The organism is Pseudarthrobacter sp. NPDC080039 (assembly GCF_040702335.1).
Classification (GTDB): domain Bacteria; phylum Actinomycetota; class Actinomycetes; order Actinomycetales; family Micrococcaceae; genus Arthrobacter; species Arthrobacter enclensis_A.
On record NZ_JBFBKY010000006.1, the window covers coordinates 228809 to 249353 of the forward strand.

The window sequence follows — 20545 nt, forward strand, 5'->3', positions numbered from 1 at the left end:
CATGGAGCCACTCTGCCGCGGGGGCGGAACGCAGATAAGGGAGCACATCCCTTATGTGGACAACCCGGATCCGGACGCTCCCCGGACAGGGCAGAATGGGAGGATGTACCTGCTGCTCGCCGCCCACCCCCGCGGCGCGGCCATCCAGGAACTGACCCAGGCGGGCAGCACCCAGCCAGCCCACTCCGAACCCAAAGTGGTGGCACTGAGCGACCTTGCCGCCGTCGTCCGCGAAATGGAAGCCCAGCGCCCCGGCGGCCAGCCGCCGCGCTGGATCTGGCGCCGCACGCAGGACTGGTACCCCCGGCTGCTCGCCTCCGGGGTGGAGGTGGAGCGGTGCTACGACGTCAGCCTCTGCGGCAACATCCTGGCGTTTTCACAGTTCAGCGCCCACACGGAGTACGCCCTGAACAGCGAGCGGGTGCCCGTGGAGGACCCGGCGCTTCCCCCCAAAGCGCTGCTGCCGCCGCGTCCCCCGGCAGACCAGGGCGCACTGTTCGACGACCCCTCCGCCGGGACCGCGCCTGGCTGGTCCCTGGCGGACCTCCGGGGCGAATATGCCGCCCAGCAGGCCGCCGTGGCTGCCGTGGACACGGCGGAAAACCGCCGGAACCGGCTGCAGCTGCTGCTGGCGGCGGAGTCTGCGGCCGCGATGGTGGCAGCGGAGATGCAGCACGCAGGCGTCCCGTGGCGCGAGGACCTGCACGAAAAGATACTGGCCGATCACCTGGGACCGCGGCCGCCTGCCGGCCAGCGTCCGCAAAAGCTCGAAGCCCTTGCCGCGGAGCTGCGTTCCCTGCTTAACGCCCCCGGACTCAACCCGGATTCGCCACAGGACCTGATGCGGGCCCTGCACCGCAACGGGATCGAGGTGAAGAGCACCCGCAAGTGGGAGCTGAGGGAGTCCAGCCACCCGGCCATCGAGCCGCTTCTCGAGTACAAGAAGCTCTCCCGGTTGCACACGGCCAACGGCTGGTCCTGGCTTGACGCCTGGGTGGACGGCGGCCGGTTCCGCCCCGAGTACGTGGTGGGTGGAGTGGTGTCAGGGCGCTGGGCATCGCGCGGCGGCGGTGCCCTGCAGATTCCGCGGCAGGTCCGCGGTGCCGTGCACGCCGATCCCGGCCACAAGCTCATCGTCGCCGACGCATCCCAGCTTGAACCCCGCGTCCTGGCGGCCCTCGCGAAGGATTCCACCATGGCGGAGGCGGCGCGGGACCAGGACCTCTACGCCGGGATCGCGGCCAAGGGTTTCGGCGGGGACCGGGCCAAAGCGAAGATGGCCCTGCTGGGAGCCATGTACGGGGCCACGTCCGGGGAAGCGGGCCGGCTGATGCCGCAGCTGGCACGCACCTATCCACGCGCCGTCGACTTCGTGGAGCGGGCGGCACGGGCGGGCGAAGCAGGCCAAACGGTCACCTCGAGGCTGGGCCGCAGCAGCCCTCCCCCGTCGGAGCGCTGGTTCCAAAGCCAGCGGTCGGCCACGGCCGAGGAGCAGCGGCGGGCCGAGTCGATCGCCCGGTCGCGGGGCCGCTTCACGCGTAACTTCGTGGTCCAGGGCTCGGCGGCGGACTGGGCGGCGTGCTGGCTTGCAGAATTACGACGGCGGCTGCGCACCTTCCAAACGACAGCTGCCGGGGGCTCCAACGCAGGTGTGCGGCCTGAGCTGGTCTTCTTCCTGCACGACGAGGTGATGGTGCATGCGCCGTCGGCGAGCGTGGACGCCTGCATCAGGGCCATCGAAGAATCAGCCAAAGCTGCCAAGGAGCTCCTGTTCGGCCCCATCCCCGTGGAGTTCCCGGTCAGCCTCGCCGTCGTCGACTCCTATGACCTGGCCAAATAGCAGGGTCAGGACGGGGCTGCTGCCGGATTCGCGAGACGCAAAGTAACCTACCCGGTGGTAGCTATACGGGCCCGGTGACGGACGTTACAGTCAAAGGCGGCGACTGAAGCAGACCGGTCCACACTGATGCAATGACGCATATCCAGGGAGGTCCCCGTCCATGGCGGGAAGATTTGAAATCCACCGTGCAGGCGATGAATCGTACCGGCTGCGGCTCACCGACTCCGAGGGCAACACTGTTGCGGTTTCGCCAACCTTCAAGTCCCTGAACCACCTCCGCGACGGCATCAGGGCCATGCGCGAAAACGCGGCTACCGGCATCGTGGTGGACTTGCGCCAGCAGGCCTGATACCTAAGCCCCGATGGGATGCAGCCGGTTCCGGTCCCACGGGACAGACCAGCCGAGCTGGTCGAACAGGCCGCTCAGCACTATCCCGGTGAATCCCCACACCACCACCCCGTTGACGGTGAAGGCAGGACTGTCGAAGGTGCGGCCTGCCCGGTGCACGGTGGCCATCACCCGGTTGTCCGGGTCCAGCAAGTCCCGGACCGGGATGCGGAACACCTGTGAAGATTCGGCGTAGTCCACCACCCGGACCGGCGACGGGGAATGCCACCAGCCCAGGACCGGGGTCACCAGGAAGTTGCTGTGCGCCAGTCCGAGGTCCTGCAGCGTGCCCAGTACCTCCACGCCCTCCGAGTCCAGCCCGGTTTCCTCCTCGGCTTCCCGGAGCGCCGCCGCGACGGGCGTTTCGCCCCTGTCGATGGTGCCGCCGGGGAACGCCACCTGCCCCGGGTGCGACCCCAGAGTGTGCGCGCGCTCCAGGAGCAGCACGTCGAGGTCTGCGGGCGCCAGCGGTTTGTCCGATTCAGCAGGGACGTCATCGAGTATGCCGAAGAGCATCAGGACGGCGGCCCTCCGGGCACGTGCAGCATCCACAGTGAGTGCGGCCCACCGCGGGTCCGGTGGGCCGGCCCTTCCGGATTCCGCCCGCCGGACCAGCTCCGCCAGGTCGTGGCGTGCGCTCATGGAACCCTCTTTTGCGAAGCCATCCTGATCTCGGCAGCCCTGTGCTGTTCAGCGAGGTACTGGTCAAGCAGTTCCTCGCTGCCGGGGGCAAGCTCGTATTTGAGGAGTTTGGCGGCTTTGACGGGGTCGGTCTCCCCCAGGCCGTAGCTGGGGCACCACGTTGCAACGGGGCAGGCACCGCAGGCAGGCTTGCGGGCGTGGCAGACGCGGCGGCCGTGGAAGATCACGCGGTGGGACAGCATGGTCCAGTCTTTGCGCTCGAACAGCTCTGCCACGTCCTGTTCGATCTGCACGGGATCCCCGGACTGCGTCCATCCAAACCGTTGGGCCAGCCTGGCGAAATGCGTGTCCACGGAGATGCCCGGGATGCCAAAGGCGTTGGCCAGCACCACGTTGGCCGTTTTGCGGCCGACGCCGGGCAGCGTGACCAGGTCCTCCATCCGGCCGGGGACCTCACCGTCAAAGTCGTCCACCAGGCGGGTGCACAGCGCAAGGACGTTCCGTGATTTTGCGCGGAAGAATCCCGTGGGCTTGAGAATGGTCTCAAGCTCGGCGGGGTCCGCCTCGGCCAGCGAGCGCGCGTTGGGCCAGCGCGCAAACAGCACCTTGGTGACCTGGTTGACGGTGACGTCAGTGGTTTGTGCCGACAGGACGGTGGCCACAAGCAGCTCGAACGGATTGCGGAAATCCAGTTCCGCATGGGCGTAGGGGTATTTTTCGGCCAGGGCCCGGTGGATGCGCCGTGCGCGCCGCTTCAGGGCGAGGACTGACTCCGACGAGACCACCGGCATCCCGGCGGTCTGGCCGGCTTTGGAGCGGACCCCGGCCACGGCGTCAGCCGCGCTCGATGTTACTGAGGTCGCGCAGGACGCCCAGCCGTCCGTCAGTGTGCTGGACCAGGAATTCATGGCCCCGGTCTTCAAGCGCCAGCACCCACCCGCCGGGTTCGATCACGAAAGCAGGCGCGCCGGTGCGGGGATCGAACGCGGTGCGGTGCTGTGCGACGGCGAACCAAAAGGCCTCGTGGGTTGGATGGCCGTCAGTATCGTCGTTCCGTCCGGCCGGGTCCACTGTTGCACCGATGGGCTGATCTGCACGGACCTGCTGGTGGACGGCGGTGGCAGCGGGCGGCTCCCACGCCGGCTGCGGAGCGTTGCCTGCCGGGACGTCCCCGTGCCGGGTTTCCTCCACAGCGGGTGCGGAAGCAGGGCGGACGACGTCGGCTGCCTGGGTGGGCGGTCCGGCATACACGTCGGGTGTCCGGTCGGAGACTTCGGGTGCGGTTGACACGGGCGATGCGGCAGCCGGCGCGGGGGCGCCTGCGGTGGGCGAAGCTTCCGCAGGCGAAGGTGCCGCAGGCGAAGCCGGGGTGGGCGGCTGCGCGGTTGCGTGGCCTGCTGCTGCCCCGGGTTCGGCCGCCGGGGCATGGCTGCCGGCGGCGCCGGTTGCAGCGCCGGCAGCCCCCGCGGTGGTTACGGGCACTGCTGCGGTGGCGGGCATGTGGGCGGACCCGTCGCGCTCAGGGCCAGGTCCAGGAGTTCCCGGCTGGACGGCGGAGGACCCGGCACCGGCACCCCCGAAGATACCGGCGCCCTTGAAGCCACCCTTTGACTGGTTGGAGCCGGATTCGGGCTTGGGCGCTTTGGGGGCCCGCGGTTTCCGGGTGGGGACCGCAGCTTCCCGGGCCACGAGGTGCGCCGGCGCTTCCGGTCGGTCCTTGAAGTCGCCGGACAGGTAGGGCAGGAAACGGCCCAGCACCGTGGCGGCGAACAGGACCACCGACCCTACGAGGCCCACGAGCAGGCTGGCCACGTAAGCTCCGGCCACCGAAAGGAAGAAGAAGGCCAGCGCAAAGGACGCCACCACGGAGGCGAACTGGTCGATCGAGAGCGAACCCACACGGATTTTGGTGGCGGGTGCCAAGCGGCGTGCGGCGAAAAGGGCACTCGCGATCAGCGGCAGGATGATGCCCAGTCCGAGGAAGAACAGGTTGTTCAGGTTCCACAGGTTGTACCTGGCACCGAACAGGGGCAGCAGTGAAGCGACAAACAGGATCAGGGTGCCGGCGAAGACGGCAAGATCCCGGACCGTGAACGGGCCGAGGACGGCCTGGTTGGCGTTGGGGTCGAGCTTTCCGGAGCCAGCCTTCTGCCCTGCAGCCTGTCCCTTGGCTGCGGTGCCGGCGGCAGCCGGTGCCGATCCCCCGGCGGCGGGTCCGCGGCCACCGGCCTCCGCCCCGGTTTGCGGGCCCGATCGCTGCCCAAAGCTCTGCTGGTTCATTCTGCTCTCCTTAGCGTGGCGGCACCGGGCCTGTCGGGACCCGAAGACTGTGCCGTCTTGACAAGCGGTCCGGACCCGGCGAGGCACTGTTCGCCTGCTGCCGGAGCGGTCCCAAGTGAAGTCACAATTCCATCTCAGCCTAGTCAACAGCCAAGCTGATCACTACCTGGCACAGGCCGCTGGGGCCGCCGGCGGCATCATCAAGACGCCATTCACCGCTTAAAAAATGCCGCTCGCTGGTGCATTTGTGACGCGGCGCACAGAGGCGCGCGGCAAGCATTAGGCTTGGTTGCGGAACAGCTCTTTGCGGTTCGTCCGCCCCGGCTGGAGCCCGGCGCCGTGCAAGCGGCGGGTCCTGCCGCGGCGGCGTCCCGCGCAGCAAAGATCTATGAATGATGAGGTTCACATGTCCCAGGACACTCCCAGCTCCACGGCCACCGTTCCGTCCGCTTCCGCCCAGGCCGCAGATCAGCAAGGCCATCAGGGCGACGCCTTTGCGAACCTCCTGCACGAGACACGTGCCTTCCCGCCCAGCCCCGAATTCGCGGCCAACGCGGTTGTCACCGAAGCAGAGTATGGGGAAGCCAATGCCGACCGCCCGGCCTTTTGGGCCAAGAAGGCCCGGGAGCTGCTGACCTGGAGCAAGGACTTCACGCAGGCCCTGGACTGGTCCGATCCGCCGTTCGCCAAGTGGTTCGTCGGAGGGGAACTGAACGCCGCCTACAACGCCCTGGACCGGCACGTTGAGGCCGGCAACGGGGACCGTGTGGCCATTTACTTCGAGGGCGAGCCAGGCGACACCCGGACCTACACGTACGCGGAACTGACCACGGAGGTGAAGAAGGCCGCCAACGCCTTCGAATCCCTGGGCGTCGCCAAGGGCGACCGCGTAGCCGTATACCTGCCCATGATCCCCGAGGCCGTCATCTCCATGCTGGCCTGCGCCCGCATCGGCGCGGTCCACTCCGTGGTGTTCGGCGGGTTCTCCGCAGAAGCCCTGCGTTCGCGCATCGACGACGCGGAGGCCAAGCTGGTGGTCACCGCCGACGGCACCTACCGCCGTGGCAAGCCAAGCCCCCTTAAGCCCGCTGTCGACGACGCGCTTGCCCACGACGGCCACACCGTGCAGAACGTCGTGGTGGTCAAGCGCAACGGACAGGACGTGGCATGGCAGGAGGGCCGGGACCACTGGTGGGCTGACACGGTGGGCACGGCATCGGCCGAGCACACCGCGGTGGGCCACGATTCCGAGCACCCGCTCTACATCCTCTACACCTCCGGCACCACCGGGAAGCCCAAGGGCATCCTGCACACCACCGGCGGCTACCTCACCCAGACCGCCTACACCCACCGGGCAGTCTTCGACCTGCACCCGGAAACGGACGTGTACTGGTGCACGGCCGACGTCGGCTGGGTCACCGGCCACTCCTACGTCACCTATGCGCCACTCATCAACGGCGCCACGCAGGTGATGTACGAAGGCACCCCGGACTCCCCGCACCAGGGCCGCTGGTGGGAGATTGTGGAGAAGTACAAGGTCTCCATCCTGTACACGGCCCCCACCGCCATCCGCACCTTCATGAAGTGGGGCTCGGACATCCCGGCCAAGTACGATCTCACCTCGCTCCGCGTGCTGGGCTCGGTCGGCGAGCCGATCAACCCCGAAGCCTGGATGTGGTACCGCAAGGTCATCGGCGGGGACAAGGCCCCCATCGTTGACACCTGGTGGCAGACCGAAACCGGCGCCCAGATGATCGCCCCCCTGCCCGGCGTCACCGCCACCAAGCCCGGCTCGGCGCAGGTGCCGCTGCCCGGCATCGCCGTGGACGTGGTGGACGAGATGGGTGAATCGGTCCCCAACGGCCACGGCGGCTTCCTGGTGATCCGCGAGCCCTGGCCCTCCATGCTCCGCGGCATCTGGGGCGACCCCGAGCGGTTCAAGGACACCTACTGGTCCCGGTTCGAGAACATGTACTTCGCCGGGGACGGCGCCAAGAAGGACGAGGACGGCGACATCTGGCTGCTCGGCCGGGTGGATGACGTCATGAACGTCTCCGGGCACCGCCTCTCCACCACTGAGATCGAATCCGCCCTGGTGAGCCACCCGGCCGTGGCGGAGGCCGCCGTCGTGGGCGCCACGGACGAAACCACCGGCCAGGCCGTCGTCGCCTTCGTCATCCTCCGGGGCGATGCCGCAAACAACGGCGACGAAACGGTGCAGGAACTGCGCAACCACGTGGGCAAGGAAATCGGGCCTATCGCCAAACCCAAGAACATCCTGGTGGTGCCTGAACTGCCCAAGACCCGGTCCGGCAAGATCATGCGCCGCCTCCTCAAGGACGTCGCCGAAGGCCGGGATCCGGGCGACGCCACTACCCTGTCCGACCCCACGATCATGCAGGAAATAGCACAGTCGCTCAGAAAGTAACATCGGCTTAGTATTCCGCCATCGGGCCCTAATTGGCGCCGCTTGACCCGTGATCACGGGGAAGGCGGCGCCAACTTTGTTTGTGACGATTCAAAAAATTTGATGTCAGAAATGTTACTTGACGTTCTTCCATGTTCGCTTTTGCGAGGTTATAGTCATTCCATGTGAGGTGCCTCACACGCGGCTATTTTTTCAAGGGAGAGAACATGCCTTCAAAGTTCGATGCGTCGGCCACGGCATTGCCCAGCAGGCGGACCATCCTCAAGACCGTCGGTGTGGGGGCAGCAGGCCTTGCCGGCATCCCGTTCCTGGCGGCCTGCACGGGCGGCAGCGGCCCCTCGGCCACGGGTTCGGCATCGTCCGGCCTGACCTTCGGCTCGGGGGCCTCGGACGACGTCCCCAAGCGGGCCTACCAGGCCGTCACCGACGCCTTCACCGCCAAAACCGGCAAGACGGTCACCACCAACGTTGTCCCCCACAACGATTTCCAGAACAAGATCAACTCCTACCTGCAGGGCTCACCGGACGATGCCTTCACGTGGTTTGCCGGCTACCGGATGCAGTACTACGCCGGCAAGGGGCTCCTGGCCCCCATTGACGACGTGTGGCAGACCATCGGCGGCAATTTCTCCGATGCGCTGAAGAAGGCCTCCACCGGCCCCGACGGGAAGATGTACTTCGTTCCCAACTACAACTACCCGTGGGGGTTCTTCTATCGGAAGAGCCTCTGGGCCGAAAAAGGCTATGAGGTTCCGGCAACCTTCGACGCGCTGAAGACGCTCGCCACTAAAATGAAGGCCGACGGCATCATCCCCATCGGATTCGCCGACAAGGACGGGTGGCCCGCCATGGGCACCTTCGACTACCTGAACATGCGGCTCAACGGCTACCAGTTCCACGTGGACCTTTGCGCCCACAAGGAATCCTGGGACCAGCAGAAGGTCAGCACCGTTTTTGACACCTGGAAGGCGCTCCTTCCGTTCCAGGATCCGGCGGCACTCGGCCAGACCTGGCAGGACGCGGCAAAGGCACTGGAAGCGAAGAAGACCGGCATGTACCTCCTTGGTTCCTTCGTCACCCAGCAGTTCACCGACCCCACGGTCCTCGCCGACATCGATTTCTTTGCCTTCCCTGAAATTGCCATGGAAGGCCGCGATGCGGTCGAAGCCCCCATCGACGGCCTGCTGCTGTCCAAGAAGGGCGGCGACAACAAGGCGGCGCGGGACTTCCTGGCGTTCCTTGGCACACCCGAGGCCCAGGACGCCTACGCCAAGGTGGACAACTCGAATATCGCAACCGCAAATGGTGCGGACACCTCAAAGTTCACGCCACTCAACAAGAAGTGCGCGGACACCATCAAGAACGCCAAGTACATCAGCCAGTTCTTTGACCGCGACGCGTTGCCGGCCATGGCCAACAACGTGATGATCCCCGCCCTGCAGAGCTTCATCAAGGACGGCAGCGTGGACGTCAAGAACCTTGAGGCCCAGGCCAAGACGCTTTACGCAGCGCAGTAGTCCCATCAAAGGGAGGCCGACGGCGGCAGGGAACTTCCGCCGTCGTCCTTCCCACCTGCACCACGCCCCAGCAAGGGAAAGATTTCCATGAGCAGCACCGCACAAGAACTGATCCCGCCGGAAGCCCGGGAACCTGCCCGCCCCCGCGCCATCAAAGGAGGGCGCGTCCGCCGTTTGTCCGGGCGGGACAAACTGGTCCTGTCCCTGATGGTAGGCATCCCCACCCTGATCGAACTTGCCCTCGTCTGGCTGCCCACGCTGATGTCCGTGGGACTTAGCTTCACCCGCTGGAACGGGCTGGACCTGGCGGACATCCGTCCGGCGGGAGCCGAAAACTACCAATTCATCTCCCAGGACTACCCGCCGTTCTGGCCCGCGGTTCAGCACAATATGCTCTGGCTTCTCTTCCTGGCCCTGATCGCCACGCCGCTGGGCCTGTTGCTGGCCGTGCTCCTGGACCAGAACATCCGCGGCAGCAAGATCTACCAAAGCATCTTCTTCGCGCCCGTCATGCTGTCCCTCGCCCTGATCGGCATTATCTGGCAGCTCTTCTACCAGCGCGACAACGGGCTCCTGAACTTCCTCCTGGGCACCGCCGGCACGCCGAACGCCGTGGACTGGTTCGGAGACTCCTCGGTCAACATCTGGGCGGCCCTGATCGCAGCCACCTGGCGGCATGCCGGCTACGTCATGCTCCTTTACTTGGCGGGGCTGAAGGGCGTCGATCCGAGCCTGAAGGAAGCCGCAGCCATCGACGGCGCCAATGCCGTACAGACCTTCTTCCGCGTGGTCTTCCCGGCCATGCGTCCCATCAACATTGTCATCGTCGTGATCACCATCATCGAGTCCCTCCGCGCCTTCGACGTCGTATACGTCATCAACCGCGGCACCAACGGCCTGGAAATGCTCAGCGCCCTGGTGATCCAGAACCTGGTGGGCGAGGGACAAGTCATCGGCGTCGGGTCCGCCCTGGCGGTGGTCCTCCTGGTCATCTCGCTCGTCCCCATCGTCTTCTACCTCAGCCGGACCTTCGGCAAGGAGAACCAATCATGAGCATTGCCACTGCCCGCACCGCCGGGAACGACACCACCATCCTGTCCCGCTCCGGCAGCCGGCCCAAGCGCCACTACGGGACACACATCTTCCTTGTGGCCATGGCTGTCATGTGGCTGGTTCCGCTGGGGTGGGCCCTGTTCACCGCGCTCCGGCCCGTTGCCTCCACCAACGAGCATGGCTACTTCAGCGTGGCGGGGGACTTCAACTTCGACAACTTCGTCCAGGCCTGGACCCAAGGCGGGTTCGCCACGGATTTCTGGAACTCGGTCATCATCACGGTCCCCGCCGTCCTTCTGACGCTGTTCCTTGCTTCCCTGATGGCATTCGCCGTCAGCCGGGTGAACTGGAAATTCAACATCACCCTGCTGATCATGTTCACGGCCGGCAACCTCCTGCCCCCGCAGGTCCTGGCTGCGCCCCTCTTCGAGATGGCCAAACACCTGGAGGTGCCGTATTCGTTCAGCGACTCCGGCAACCTGCTGAACACGTACATCGTGGTAATCGCCATCCACGTCGCGTTCCAGATGGGGTTCTGCACGTTCGTCCTCTCCAACTACATGAAGGCGCTCTCCCCGGACCTGACCGAAGCTGCGCTGGTGGACGGTGCGGGTATCTGGCGGCAGTACCGCGAGATCATCATGCCGCTCTGCCGTCCCGCGTTCGCCGCGCTGGGCACCCTTGAGGTCATCTTCATCTATAACGACTACTTCTGGCCGCTCCTCTTCATCCAGAGCGGCAACCGGCTCCCCATCACCACCGCCATCAATAACCTGCAGGGACAGTTCCTGAGCAACTACAACCTCCTTGCCGCGGGTGCGGTCATCACCGTCATCCCCACGCTGGTGATCTATCTCCTCCTGCAGCGGCAGTTTGTGGCGGGCCTGACGCTGGGTTCCAGCAAAGGGTAGGTGAAGATGGACACTGACGGGGACGCACCTCCCCCTATCCCCTCCTGAAAGGATTTCAATGCTCCCCGCCGCACGACACCAGGCCATCGTGGACACAGTCCAGCGGGAACGGGTGGTCCGCGTGTCAGACCTCGCCCAGCAGCTGGGGGTCTCGCTCATGACCGTCCGCCGGGACATCGAGCTCCTGGAGGAAAGCGGAAAGGTGGAGCGGATCCACGGGGGCGCCAAACTTCCCGGCGGCGCCACCACCCATGAGCCCGGATTCGAGCTGAAGTCCACGCAGTTTCCGGCCGAAAAGCGGTCCATCGCGGTCGAAGCCGCGGGGATGGTCCACGAGGGAATGGCGGTGGGCCTCAGCGCCGGGACCACTACCTGGGCACTGGCACAGGAACTGGTGAAGGGCCCCCGGATCACGGTGGTGACCAACTCCGTGCGCATCGCCGATCTCTTCCACCAGGGTGCAGCGGCCGGTGCACCCTTCGGCTCCACAGTGATACTGATCGGCGGCGAGCGCACCCCGTCGGACGCCCTCGTTGGACCAATCGCGACGGCGGCCCTGAAGCAGCTGCACCTTGACCTGCTGTTCCTGGGGGTGCACGGCATGGACCCCGATGCAGGCTTCACCACTCCCAACCTCCTGGAGGCCGAGACAGACCGGGCGTTCGTGGCCGCCTCACGCAAGCTGGTGGTGCTGGCGGATCACACCAAGTGGGGCACCCAGGGCATGAGCACCATCGCCGCCCTTGAGGAGGCGGACGAGGTGATCAGCGACGCCGGCCTTTCCGCCGATGCACGGCGCATCCTTGAGGAGAGTGTCAGCCGGCTGCGGATCGCCGGCCAGCCCTGAAACGCTAAGGGCAGCCGCAGGACTGCCGGATGTGCAATGTGGTGGGGAAGATCCGGTGCCGCGGTTTCTCCCCGCGGCCCGCACCCACCAGCGCCGCCACGGCAGCCTCGGCCATCGCCGCGACCGGCTGCTCCACCGTGGTCAGGGGGGGCCACGAATACTCGGAGTCGGTTGAACCGTCGAAGGACGCCACCGCAATGTCCCCTGGGACGGATAGCCCGGCTTCGTGGATGGCGCGCAGGAGCCCAATTCCCTGCATGTCGGACGTGGCGAAAATGGCCGTGGGCCGGTTCACCGACGCCAGCAGCCGCTGCCCGGCAACGTAGCCCCCCGGGCGGGTGAAGGCACTGTAGATGATGGGCCCCTCGGGCAGGCCCGCCTCCTGCAGGGCATCGCGCCAGCCAACCTCGCGGCCGTCGGTGGAGCCAGAGACGTTGGTGCCCATCGCCAGGCCGATGTTGGTGTGCCCATGGCCGATCAGGTGTTGCACCGCGATCCGGGCGCCCGCTGCAAGGTCCACGCCGATGCTGTTGAAACCGGGGGCATCGCGTTCCTGGTTCAACAGCACGGACGGGATGTCCGCCGTTTCCAGCGCCTCCAGGTCCGGCTCGAAGAGGACACTGGCCAGCAGCACCCCGTCCACCTGCCGGGCAGCCAGGTTGCGGATGTTCCGCCGCTCCTTGGCCAGGTTCCCGTCCGAGTTGCTCAGCACCAGGGCGTAGCCAAGGGCTGCTGCGGCTTCCTCCACGGCATGGGAGAACAGTGCGAAGAACGGGTTGGAGATGTCCGGGACGATGAGCCCCAGCGTTTCGCTCGACCCCAGCTTGAGCGCACGGGCGGCGGCGTTGGGACGGTACCCGAGCACGCGGATGGCGTCCTGCACCTTGGCTTCGGTGGCGGGGGCCACGTTCTTCGGGCCGCCGTTCACAACGTAGCTGACGACGGCGGTGCTGACGCCGGCGTAGCGCGCCACGTCCTTCCGCGTTATGGGCCCGCGCGGCGCCGGCACAGCCGAAGTGGTCATGGAGTACATGCTAGCTACGAAGTGGCCGGGGCGTCGCCAAAGTCGCGGATCGCCAGCCGGGCCCCGTTCTGCCGGGCCGATTCGTGGGCCACGATTCCGGGGAGGGTGAAGCGTGCCGCAACCCACGCGTTGACCGGAGGCAGGGACCGGTTGTTCACGGCAGTGACAAAGTCATCCACCAGGAAGTGGTGGCTGCCTTCGTGGCCGTTGGGCGCACCGCGGAACTCCTCCGGCAGCCGGTCGGCGTCGTGCACCGGGGAGAGACCGGACACGAAGGCGTCCCGGAGTTCCGGTGCGACGTGGGCCAGGGACGGGTCGTCCAGCGGGACGCTGGGCCGGGTTTCCATCTGTTCGGAGATATCGTGGACGTCCTGCTTGTCCTGCCACACGGTGACCTTGGCCAGCTGTTCGAAGCTTGCCTCCGTACCGAAAAAGCGGAACCGGGATTCGCGGATGTGGGAGGGGTAGCCTACGCGGCGCATTTCATTCGTGCGCATGACGCCGCCGTCGTTGAGTTCGAAAAGGGCCGTGGCGTTGGAAAAGTCGTTGCCGAACATGCTGATGTCCCTGTCGAACACGCCGTCGTTGCGGTGGTCCCGGACACCGACGCAGCTGACGCTGACCGCGTGCGCGGGGATGGCACCGAGCACGCCACCGATTGCATGGGTGGGGTAGAGCATGGGCGGGTAGCTGGCAGTCTCCTTCCACCGCTCGCCGCCGCTGTACTGGTAGGCATCGTAGAAGCCCAGGTCCATGTCGTGCACGTAGTCACCCTCGGAGTAGAAGACGCGTCCGAACCTGCCGGCGGCATGCTGCTGCCGTGCATAGACAGTGGCGGGGTTGTAGTAACTGGTTTCCCCCATCATGTACACGTTCCCGGTCTCGCGGACGGCCTCGATGATGCGCTCAATCTCCTCTTCTGAGATTGCCATGGGGACGGCAGAGTACACGTGCTTGCCTGCACGCAGCGCCCGCTCCACCAGCGGGCCGTGGGTCCAACGCTGGGTAAAGATGGCGACGGCGTCCACGTCGGAGGCCAGCAGGGCGTCGAAGTCCGCCTTCTGCCCCGCCAGGTGGTACCGGCCGACAGCCTCCGCGGCCCGCTCCGGCAGCTCGTCAACCACGTAAACGCCGTTGACGCCGGGGTGCAGGTTGAACAAGTGAACGAACTGGGTGCCGAACTGGCCTGCGCCCACGATGCCTATGGAGAACGTCATTGTCATGCCTTCCGTGAGGGGATACCTGAGTCTTACAGCACTATCTACTCGAGTCAATATCCTAAATATGGATAAAAATCGCCTGCCGTAAAGAAGAAATCTTTCCCTTGCCTCCCAGTATCTACTCGTGTAGATTTGCCCTCAGCTTGTTACTTCCATCACACACAGGAAAGGGTCGACGATGACCACCCTTACCAGGAACGCCAGTACGGCCGAGCGGACACTGCTCCGCCCAGTGCGGCGGCGCGGGCAGAGCGACATGAAGGTGGCGCTGTTCTTCATCGCCCCGGCCATGATCGGATTTATCGTTTTCTACCTGGTGCCCACCCTCCGCGGCATCTACCTCAGCTTCACCGAATACAGCATCCTCGGGGATCCAACCTGGATCGGGACGGCCAACTACGAGGCCATCGGCAAGGACCCCCTCTTCTGGAACGCCCTGGCCGTCACCACGCAGTACGTTGTGATTAACATCGTCCTGCAGACCGCGCTGGCCCTGGGCCTGGCCCTCCTGATGCACCGGGTGGCCAAGTCAACGCTCATCCGGGGGACACTGCTCCTGCCCTACCTGATGGCCAACGTGATTGCGGCTCTGCTGTGGTTTTGGCTCCTGGACTACCAGATCGGCATCGTCAACTACTTCATTGATGCGCTGGGCATGCCGAAGGTTGCATTCTTCGGCAGCGAGGAATGGGCCATCCCCACCCAGGCCCTGATCAATACCTGGCGTCACATGGGCTACACGGCACTCCTGATCTTTGCGGGCCTGCAGGCGATCCCCAGCCATGTCTACGAGGTGGCCAACCTGGACGGCGCGTCCCCCTGGCAGACCTTCCGGAAGATCACCCTGCCGCTGCTGCGCCCGGTACTGGCCCTGGTCCTGATCGTCACCATCATCGGTTCCTTCCAGGTGTTTGACACGGTCGCCGTCACCACCCAGGGCGGTCCCGTCAATGCCAGCCGCGTGCTGCAGTTCTACATCTACCAAAAGGCCTTCACGGAATCGGATTTCGGTTACGGCTCCGCCTTGGCCGTCATCCTCTTCGTCATCCTCGCCCTGGTGGCCTTCATCCAGATGAAGTTCCTCAAGGGCAATGAATCAGACCTGGACTAAGGACGCCCCCATGACCACTGCAAGAGTCTCCGCTCCCGCCCGGCCGGCCGGCCGGCGTCGTCCGTTCAACTGGCGCCGGGCCGGCGCCTGGGCCCTCGTCGCCATCGCCGTCGCCGTGTCCGTCCTCCCGTTCTACTGGGTCCTGCGGACCGCCCTGTCCACCAACGGGGCACTGGGATCCAACGCCACCAACCTTCTCCCCGCCGACTTCAACCTGGGCGCCTTCCAGCGCGTCTTCGGCCTGCAGTCACCGGAAGAAGCCGTGGCCCAGGGCGGCTCCGGCGCCCAGATCGATTTCTGGAGCTATCTCCGCAACTCCATACTCTTCGCATCGATCACCACCACCGGGGCCGTGTTCTTCAGCGCCATGGCGGCCTACGCGTTCGCCCGGCTCCGTTGGCGGGGACGCAACGCGGTGTTCAGCCTCTTCCTGGCCACGATGATGGTGCCGCCCATCTTCACCGCCCTGCCGAACTTCCTGCTGATCAAGAACCTGGGCCTGCTGAACACCATGGCCGGCCTGGTCCTCCCCTACATTTTTATGACCCCGTTCGCCATCTTCTTCCTCCGCCAGTTCTTCCTGAACATGTCCCGTGAGGTCGAGGAGGCGGCAATGCTCGACGGTGCCAAGCACCTGCGGATCTTCTTCCAGATCATCCTTCCCAACGCCGCAGCCCCGCTCGCCACGCTGGCCCTGCTCACCTTCATCGGCCAGTGGAACGAATACTTCTGGCCCCTGCTCGTGGGCCAGGACGAGTCCGTCCGCGTCCTCACGGTAGGCCTGGGCGTGTTCAAGTCCCAGTCGCCACAAGGCGCCCCCGACTGGTCCGGGCTCATGGCGGCCACTTTGGTCTCGGCCCTTCCGGTCCTGATCCTGTTCGCCGCCTTTGGCAAGAAGATCGTCAACTCCATCGGATTTTCCGGCATCAAGTAACTCCCCTCCCGTAACTCCCCGCGTAACTATCCCCGCACGCGCCATGGCGGCGCGCCCGGAAACACCCCTGAAAGGACCTCCCATGAACAAGAAGAAAGCCCTCGGTTCCCTCGCTGCGGCCGCCGCCGCAGTCCTGGCACTTTCCGCCTGCGGAAGCGGCGGATCGGCCGAAGCCGGCAAGGGCGAAATCAACTACTGGCTCTGGGACGCCAACCAACTCCCGGCCTACCAGCAGTGCGCCGACGACTTCCACAAGGCCAACCCGGACATCACCGTCAAGATCACGCAGCGCGGTTGGGACGACTACTGGGGCACGCTCACCAACGGTTTCGTCGCCGGCACGGCGCCCGACGTCTTCACCGACCACCTGAGCAAGTACCCCGAATTCGTCAAGAACAAGCAGATCCTGGCACTCGATGACGCCGTCAAGAAGGACAACATCGACACCGGAATCTACAACTCCGGACTTGCCGACCTGTGGGTGGGCCAGGACGGCAAGCGCTACGGGCTCCCCAAGGACTGGGACACCATCGCCCTGTTCTACAACAAAAAGCTCGCCGCAGATGCCGGCGTCACCCCGGAACAGATGGCCACCCTGGCCTGGAACCCCCAGGACGGCGGCACGTACGAAAAGACCATCGCCCACCTGACGGTGGACAAGAACGGCAAGCGCGGCGACGAGCCCGGCTTCGACAAGAACAACGTCGCCGTCTACGGCATCGGCCTGAACGGGTCCGGCTCCGGCCAGGGGCAGACCGAGTGGAGCTACCTCACCGGAACCACCGGCTGGACCCACACGGACAAGAACCCCTGGGGCACGCACTTCAACTACGATGACCCCAAATTCCAGCAGAGCATGGACTGGTTCGCCGGTCTGGCGCAGAAGGGCTACATGCCCAAGCTCGAAACCACCGTGGGCGCCAGCATGGCGGACACCTTCGCCGCCGGCAAGTCCGTGATCAACGCCAACGGATCCTGGATGATCGGCCAGTACACCGGCTACAAGGACGTCCAGGTCGGCATCGCACCGACCCCCACCGGTCCCAACGGCAAGCGTTCCAGCATGTACAACGGCCTGGCGGACTCCATCTACGCCGGCACCAAGAAGCCCGAAGCCGCCACCAAGTGGGTCGAATACCTCGGCTCCGCTGCCTGCCAGGACGTTGTGGCCTCCAAGGCCGTCGTCTTCCCCGCCATCAAGACCTCCGCAGACAAGGCCGTGGACGCCTTCAAGGCCAAGGGTGTGGACGTCACTCCCTTCAGCCAGCAGGTCAAGGACGGTACCACGTTCCTCTTCCCCATCGCTGACAAAGCGGCCAAGGTTGACGGCATTATGAAGCCGGCCATGGACGCCGTAGTCTCCGGCAAAACCCCCGCCAGTTCCCTGACCCAGGCGGACGAACAGGTCAACGCCCTGTTCAAGTAGGCCCCCATCCATGGCTGCGTATGTGGTCGCAGCCACTGGGCCGGGTGCCGCCCTGCCCCCGCGGCGGCGGCACCCGGCCGTCCCCCTTCCCGGAACTTTCCTCCTGCGCGTACCTTAATACGCAACCTGAATACTGAAAGAGACCTCCTATGGATCCCCTGCACCTCCGTTCCGCCGGCACCAGCCTGCTGATCAGCTTCGACAGCGGGGAGGCCGAGGTCATCCACTGGGGCGCGGACCTCGGTGCCGCGCTGCCGGACCTTGGCGTCCTCGGCGGACCAGTCGGGCATTCCTCCATCGACGCCAGGGTCCCCGCCGGCCTCCTCCCCCAAGCCTCTTCGTCCTGGCGCGGCCGCCCGGCCCTGCGCGGGCATCGGATCACGGGTGACGGCGCCGGTTTCGATTTCTCGCCCCGCCTCCGCGTCACGTCCGTGAACGCCGAAGGTGCCGGCGCCACCATTGTGCAGGCCGACGCCGACGCCGGACTGAGCGTCTCGTCCCACCTGACGCTCCACGACGGCGGCCTGCTGGAACTGCGCCACACCCTCACCAATGAGGGCAGCACCCCTTTCCAGGTCGATGAACTGGCGACCGTCCTGCCCGTGGCGCCGGACGCCGTCGAACTCCTCGACCTGACCGGCCGGTGGTGCAGGGAACGCCACCCGCAGCGGCACAGCATCCAGCAGGGAACCTGGGTCAGGACCGGCCGGCACGGCCGCACCGGGCACGACTCTTCCCTGCTCTTCGCCGCGGGCACCCGCGGTTTCGGCAACCGCCACGGCAAGGTCTGGGCCACCCATCTGGCCTGGAGTGGCAACCACGAACAGTTCGCGGACACCATCGGAGACGGCCGGACCACGATCGGCGGCTCCGAGCTGTTGGGTCCTGCCGAAGTCATCCTGGAACCGGGCGGCAGCTACACCACCCCCGCCCTGTTTGCTGCCTACTCGGACCACGGTTTGGACGGAATCACCGAAGCTTTCTACAGCTGGTTCCGCTCCCGCGCCCACCACGTCCTGCCCGCAGCGTCCACCGGGCTGCCCGCAGGCAAACCACGCCCGGTAGTGCTGAACACCTGGGAAGCGGTGTACTTCGACCACAACCTGGACACCCTGATCGAGCTGGCCGAATCCGCGGCCGACCTTGGCGTGGAACGGTTCGTCCTCGACGACGGCTGGTTCCGTGGCCGCCGTGACGACCATGCCGGCCTGGGCGACTGGTACGTCGACGAGACCGTCTGGCCGGAAGGCCTCACCCCGCTGATCGAGGCTGTCACGTCCCGCGGCATGGAGTTCGGGCTGTGGGTTGAGCCGGAAATGGTCAACCTGGACTCGGACGTCGCCCGGGCACACCCGGACTGGATAGTGGGCCCCTCCGCTGCCCCGCACAAGGACGGCGGCCGGCTGCCCCTGGAATGGCGCAACCAGCACGTCATCGACCTGGTCAACCCCGAGGCGTGGCAGTACGTCTTTGACCGGATCGATGCCCTCCTGGCCGGGAACAAGATCAGCTACCTGAAGTGGGACCAGAACCGCGACCTGACCGAACACGGCCACGCCGGCCGCCCCTCAGTCCACGCGCAGACCCTGGCCGCCTACCGGCTGTTCGATGAGCTCAGGAAGGCCCATCCCGGCGTCGAAATTGAAAGCTGCTCCTCCGGCGGCGCCCGGGTGGACCTGGGCATCCTGGAGCGGACGGACCGGATCTGGGCATCCGACTGCAACGACGCACTGGAGCGGCAGACCATCCAGCGCTGGACCGGCGCGGTGGTTCCGCCGGAACTGGTGGGCAGCCACATCGGCCCCACCACGTCGCACACCACCGCCCGCACCCACGATCTGTCCTTCCGTGCCATCACGGCGCTGTTCGGGCATTTCGGCATGGAATGGGACATCCGGGGCGTCCAGGGCAAGGACCGCGAGGAGCTCCGCCGCGTCGTGGGGCTGTACAAGGAGCACCGGGACCTGATCCACAGCGGCCGCCGCGTCAACGCCGACGTCGCCGACGAAGCATTGCTGTTGCACGGCGTCGTTGCGGAGGGGACGACCGCGGAAGGCACGACGGCGGCACTGTTCGCCCTGGTCAGCACCCGCACCTCGGCAGCGGAAGTCCCCGGCCGGATCGGCTTCCCGGGGCTGGACCCGGAAGGCGCCTACAAAGTGGAGGCGGTCTTCCCCACCACGGACGACGCCGACTACGCGCACACCTTCACCCAGGTCCAGCCCCCGGCGTGGCTTGCCGGAGGCGCGGAGGCAAACGGTAACTTCCTGGCCGAAGTGGGGCTGCCCATGCCCATCCTCAACCCCGAACACGCGCTGCTGCTGAAAGTCACGGCGCTTTAAGAGTCCACGAATTCCAGGCTGCCCCGGCCGCCCCGGCCTATTCCGGCACGGGGCGGCGGGGCAGCCTTGGCGTAATTGAAGGAATCACATGAAGGTTTTGGTTACCGGGGGCACCGGCTACATAGGTTCCCACACCGTCCTCTCCCTGCAGGAAGCCGGCCACGACGTGGTCGTTATGGACAACCTGGTCAACTCCAGCGAGGAGTCGCTGCGGCGGGTTGCCGAACTCAGCGGCAAGGCCGCGGAATTCCACAAGGTTGACCTCGTGGACGAGGCAGCGGTGGACAAGGTCTTTGCCGGCAACGCCATCGACGCCGTCATCCACTTCGCCGGCCTCAAGGCCGTCGGCGAATCCGTGCAGGAGCCGTTGAAGTACTACTACAACAACCTCGTCGGCACCCTGAACCTGATCCGCGTCATGGACCGGCATGACGTGCGGTCCATTGTTTTCAGCTCCTCGGCCACGGTTTACGGCGAGCACAATCCCATCCCCTATGTGGAGAAGATGGAGATCGGCGCCAACAACCCCTACGGGCGCACCAAAGAGCAGATCGAGGACATCCTCTCGGACCTCGGCACCGC

At 65.9% G+C, this 20545-nt stretch carries 17 protein-coding genes; 12 read left to right on the forward strand and 5 right to left on the reverse strand.

The window, feature by feature from the left end:
• The first annotated feature begins 103 nt into the window (after window positions 1-103).
• Complete coding sequence (locus AB0313_RS09905) at window positions 104-1840, forward strand: bifunctional 3'-5' exonuclease/DNA polymerase (protein ID WP_366305254.1); 1737 nt, start codon at window positions 104-106, stop codon at window positions 1838-1840.
• A gap of 160 nt (window positions 1841-2000) precedes the next feature.
• Entirely contained in the window at window positions 2001-2189 is a 189-nt protein-coding gene (locus AB0313_RS09910) for a DUF1508 domain-containing protein (protein ID WP_141945963.1), read from the forward strand.
• A 3-nt stretch (window positions 2190-2192) separates the two neighbouring features.
• Here the strand turns inward: AB0313_RS09910 and AB0313_RS09915 are convergent, their stop codons facing one another.
• From AB0313_RS09915 to AB0313_RS09925, 3 genes are read right to left on the reverse strand one after another with little or no spacing between them, the layout of a single operon-like run.
• Complete coding sequence (locus AB0313_RS09915; protein WP_141945961.1) at window positions 2193-2870, reverse strand: CoA pyrophosphatase; 678 nt, start codon at window positions 2868-2870, stop codon at window positions 2193-2195.
• Window positions 2867-3661, reverse strand: coding sequence for an endonuclease III (gene nth / locus AB0313_RS09920; RefSeq protein ID WP_141946768.1), 795 nt, complete (start codon window positions 3659-3661; stop codon window positions 2867-2869). Before nth ends, AB0313_RS09915 begins: the two co-directional genes overlap by 4 nt.
• Before the next feature lie 43 nt (window positions 3662-3704).
• Window positions 3705-5150, reverse strand: coding sequence for a hypothetical protein (locus AB0313_RS09925; RefSeq protein WP_366305256.1), 1446 nt, complete (start codon window positions 5148-5150; stop codon window positions 3705-3707).
• Between the two features lie 406 nt (window positions 5151-5556).
• Here AB0313_RS09925 and acs point away from each other — a divergent pair, with 406 nt between their 5' ends.
• From acs to AB0313_RS09950, 5 genes are all read left to right on the forward strand, one after another.
• Entirely contained in the window at window positions 5557-7578 is a 2022-nt protein-coding gene (gene acs, locus AB0313_RS09930; protein WP_366305294.1) for an acetate--CoA ligase, read from the forward strand.
• 206 nt (window positions 7579-7784) lie between these two features.
• Window positions 7785-9095 (forward strand): extracellular solute-binding protein, encoded by a 1311-nt coding sequence (locus AB0313_RS09935; RefSeq protein WP_307308211.1) that lies wholly within the window; start codon window positions 7785-7787, stop codon window positions 9093-9095.
• 87 nt (window positions 9096-9182) lie between these two features.
• A complete protein-coding gene (locus AB0313_RS09940) occupies window positions 9183-10148 on the forward strand; it encodes a sugar ABC transporter permease (RefSeq protein ID WP_141945956.1) in 966 nt (321 codons plus the stop codon).
• Window positions 10145-11059, forward strand: coding sequence for a carbohydrate ABC transporter permease (locus AB0313_RS09945; RefSeq protein WP_366305258.1), 915 nt, complete (start codon window positions 10145-10147; stop codon window positions 11057-11059). The genes AB0313_RS09940 and AB0313_RS09945 overlap by 4 nt, the downstream gene beginning before the upstream one ends.
• A gap of 58 nt (window positions 11060-11117) precedes the next feature.
• On the forward strand, window positions 11118-11906 hold the full coding sequence (locus AB0313_RS09950; RefSeq protein ID WP_141945953.1) for a DeoR/GlpR family DNA-binding transcription regulator: 789 nt from the start codon (window positions 11118-11120) through the stop codon (window positions 11904-11906).
• A 4-nt stretch (window positions 11907-11910) separates the two neighbouring features.
• On the opposite strand, the gene AB0313_RS09955 is transcribed toward AB0313_RS09950, so the two are convergent.
• The gene (locus tag AB0313_RS09955; RefSeq protein ID WP_366305260.1) at window positions 11911-12930 is read right to left on the reverse strand and encodes a LacI family DNA-binding transcriptional regulator; all 1020 of its coding nucleotides are present in this window, start codon (window positions 12928-12930) and stop codon (window positions 11911-11913) included.
• A 14-nt stretch (window positions 12931-12944) separates the two neighbouring features.
• Complete coding sequence (locus tag AB0313_RS09960) at window positions 12945-14147, reverse strand: Gfo/Idh/MocA family oxidoreductase (protein ID WP_366305262.1); 1203 nt, start codon at window positions 14145-14147, stop codon at window positions 12945-12947.
• A gap of 181 nt (window positions 14148-14328) precedes the next feature.
• Between AB0313_RS09960 and AB0313_RS09965 the strand changes: the two genes are divergently transcribed.
• The 5 genes from AB0313_RS09965 to AB0313_RS09985 form a co-directional block, all read left to right on the forward strand.
• Entirely contained in the window at window positions 14329-15261 is a 933-nt protein-coding gene (locus AB0313_RS09965; protein ID WP_366305264.1) for a sugar ABC transporter permease, read from the forward strand.
• A 10-nt stretch (window positions 15262-15271) separates the two neighbouring features.
• A complete protein-coding gene (locus tag AB0313_RS09970; protein ID WP_366305266.1) occupies window positions 15272-16195 on the forward strand; it encodes a carbohydrate ABC transporter permease in 924 nt (307 codons plus the stop codon).
• Between the two features lie 82 nt (window positions 16196-16277).
• A complete protein-coding gene (locus AB0313_RS09975) occupies window positions 16278-17621 on the forward strand; it encodes a sugar ABC transporter substrate-binding protein (protein WP_366305268.1) in 1344 nt (447 codons plus the stop codon).
• 149 nt (window positions 17622-17770) lie between these two features.
• A complete protein-coding gene (locus AB0313_RS09980; RefSeq protein WP_366305270.1) occupies window positions 17771-19963 on the forward strand; it encodes an alpha-galactosidase in 2193 nt (730 codons plus the stop codon).
• Between the two features lie 88 nt (window positions 19964-20051).
• Window positions 20052-20545, forward strand: a 494-nt coding sequence (locus AB0313_RS09985; RefSeq protein ID WP_366305272.1) for an SDR family NAD(P)-dependent oxidoreductase, incomplete at its 3' end; no start/stop codon positions are given.

Bases quoted from the DNA above. Each gene is read 5' to 3' on its own strand.
- AB0313_RS09905 (WP_366305254.1), top strand. From the start codon at position 104: ATGTACCTGCTGCTCGCCGCCCACCCCCGCGGCGCGGCCATCCAGGAA.
- AB0313_RS09910 (WP_141945963.1), top strand. From the start codon at position 2,001: ATGGCGGGAAGATTTGAAATCCACCGTGCAGGCGATGAATCGTACCGG.
- AB0313_RS09915 (WP_141945961.1), bottom strand. From the start codon at position 2,870: ATGAGCGCACGCCACGACCTGGCGGAGCTGGTCCGGCGGGCGGAATCC.
- nth (WP_141946768.1), bottom strand. From the start codon at position 3,661: ATGCCGGTGGTCTCGTCGGAGTCAGTCCTCGCCCTGAAGCGGCGCGCA.
- AB0313_RS09925 (WP_366305256.1), bottom strand. From the start codon at position 5,150: ATGAACCAGCAGAGCTTTGGGCAGCGATCGGGCCCGCAAACCGGGGCG.
- acs (WP_366305294.1), top strand. From the start codon at position 5,557: ATGTCCCAGGACACTCCCAGCTCCACGGCCACCGTTCCGTCCGCTTCC.
- AB0313_RS09935 (WP_307308211.1), top strand. From the start codon at position 7,785: ATGCCTTCAAAGTTCGATGCGTCGGCCACGGCATTGCCCAGCAGGCGG.
- AB0313_RS09940 (WP_141945956.1), top strand. From the start codon at position 9,183: ATGAGCAGCACCGCACAAGAACTGATCCCGCCGGAAGCCCGGGAACCT.
- AB0313_RS09945 (WP_366305258.1), top strand. From the start codon at position 10,145: ATGAGCATTGCCACTGCCCGCACCGCCGGGAACGACACCACCATCCTG.
- AB0313_RS09950 (WP_141945953.1), top strand. From the start codon at position 11,118: ATGCTCCCCGCCGCACGACACCAGGCCATCGTGGACACAGTCCAGCGG.
- AB0313_RS09955 (WP_366305260.1), bottom strand. From the start codon at position 12,930: ATGACCACTTCGGCTGTGCCGGCGCCGCGCGGGCCCATAACGCGGAAG.
- AB0313_RS09960 (WP_366305262.1), bottom strand. From the start codon at position 14,147: ATGACGTTCTCCATAGGCATCGTGGGCGCAGGCCAGTTCGGCACCCAG.
- AB0313_RS09965 (WP_366305264.1), top strand. From the start codon at position 14,329: ATGACCACCCTTACCAGGAACGCCAGTACGGCCGAGCGGACACTGCTC.
- AB0313_RS09970 (WP_366305266.1), top strand. From the start codon at position 15,272: ATGACCACTGCAAGAGTCTCCGCTCCCGCCCGGCCGGCCGGCCGGCGT.
- AB0313_RS09975 (WP_366305268.1), top strand. From the start codon at position 16,278: ATGAACAAGAAGAAAGCCCTCGGTTCCCTCGCTGCGGCCGCCGCCGCA.
- AB0313_RS09980 (WP_366305270.1), top strand. From the start codon at position 17,771: ATGGATCCCCTGCACCTCCGTTCCGCCGGCACCAGCCTGCTGATCAGC.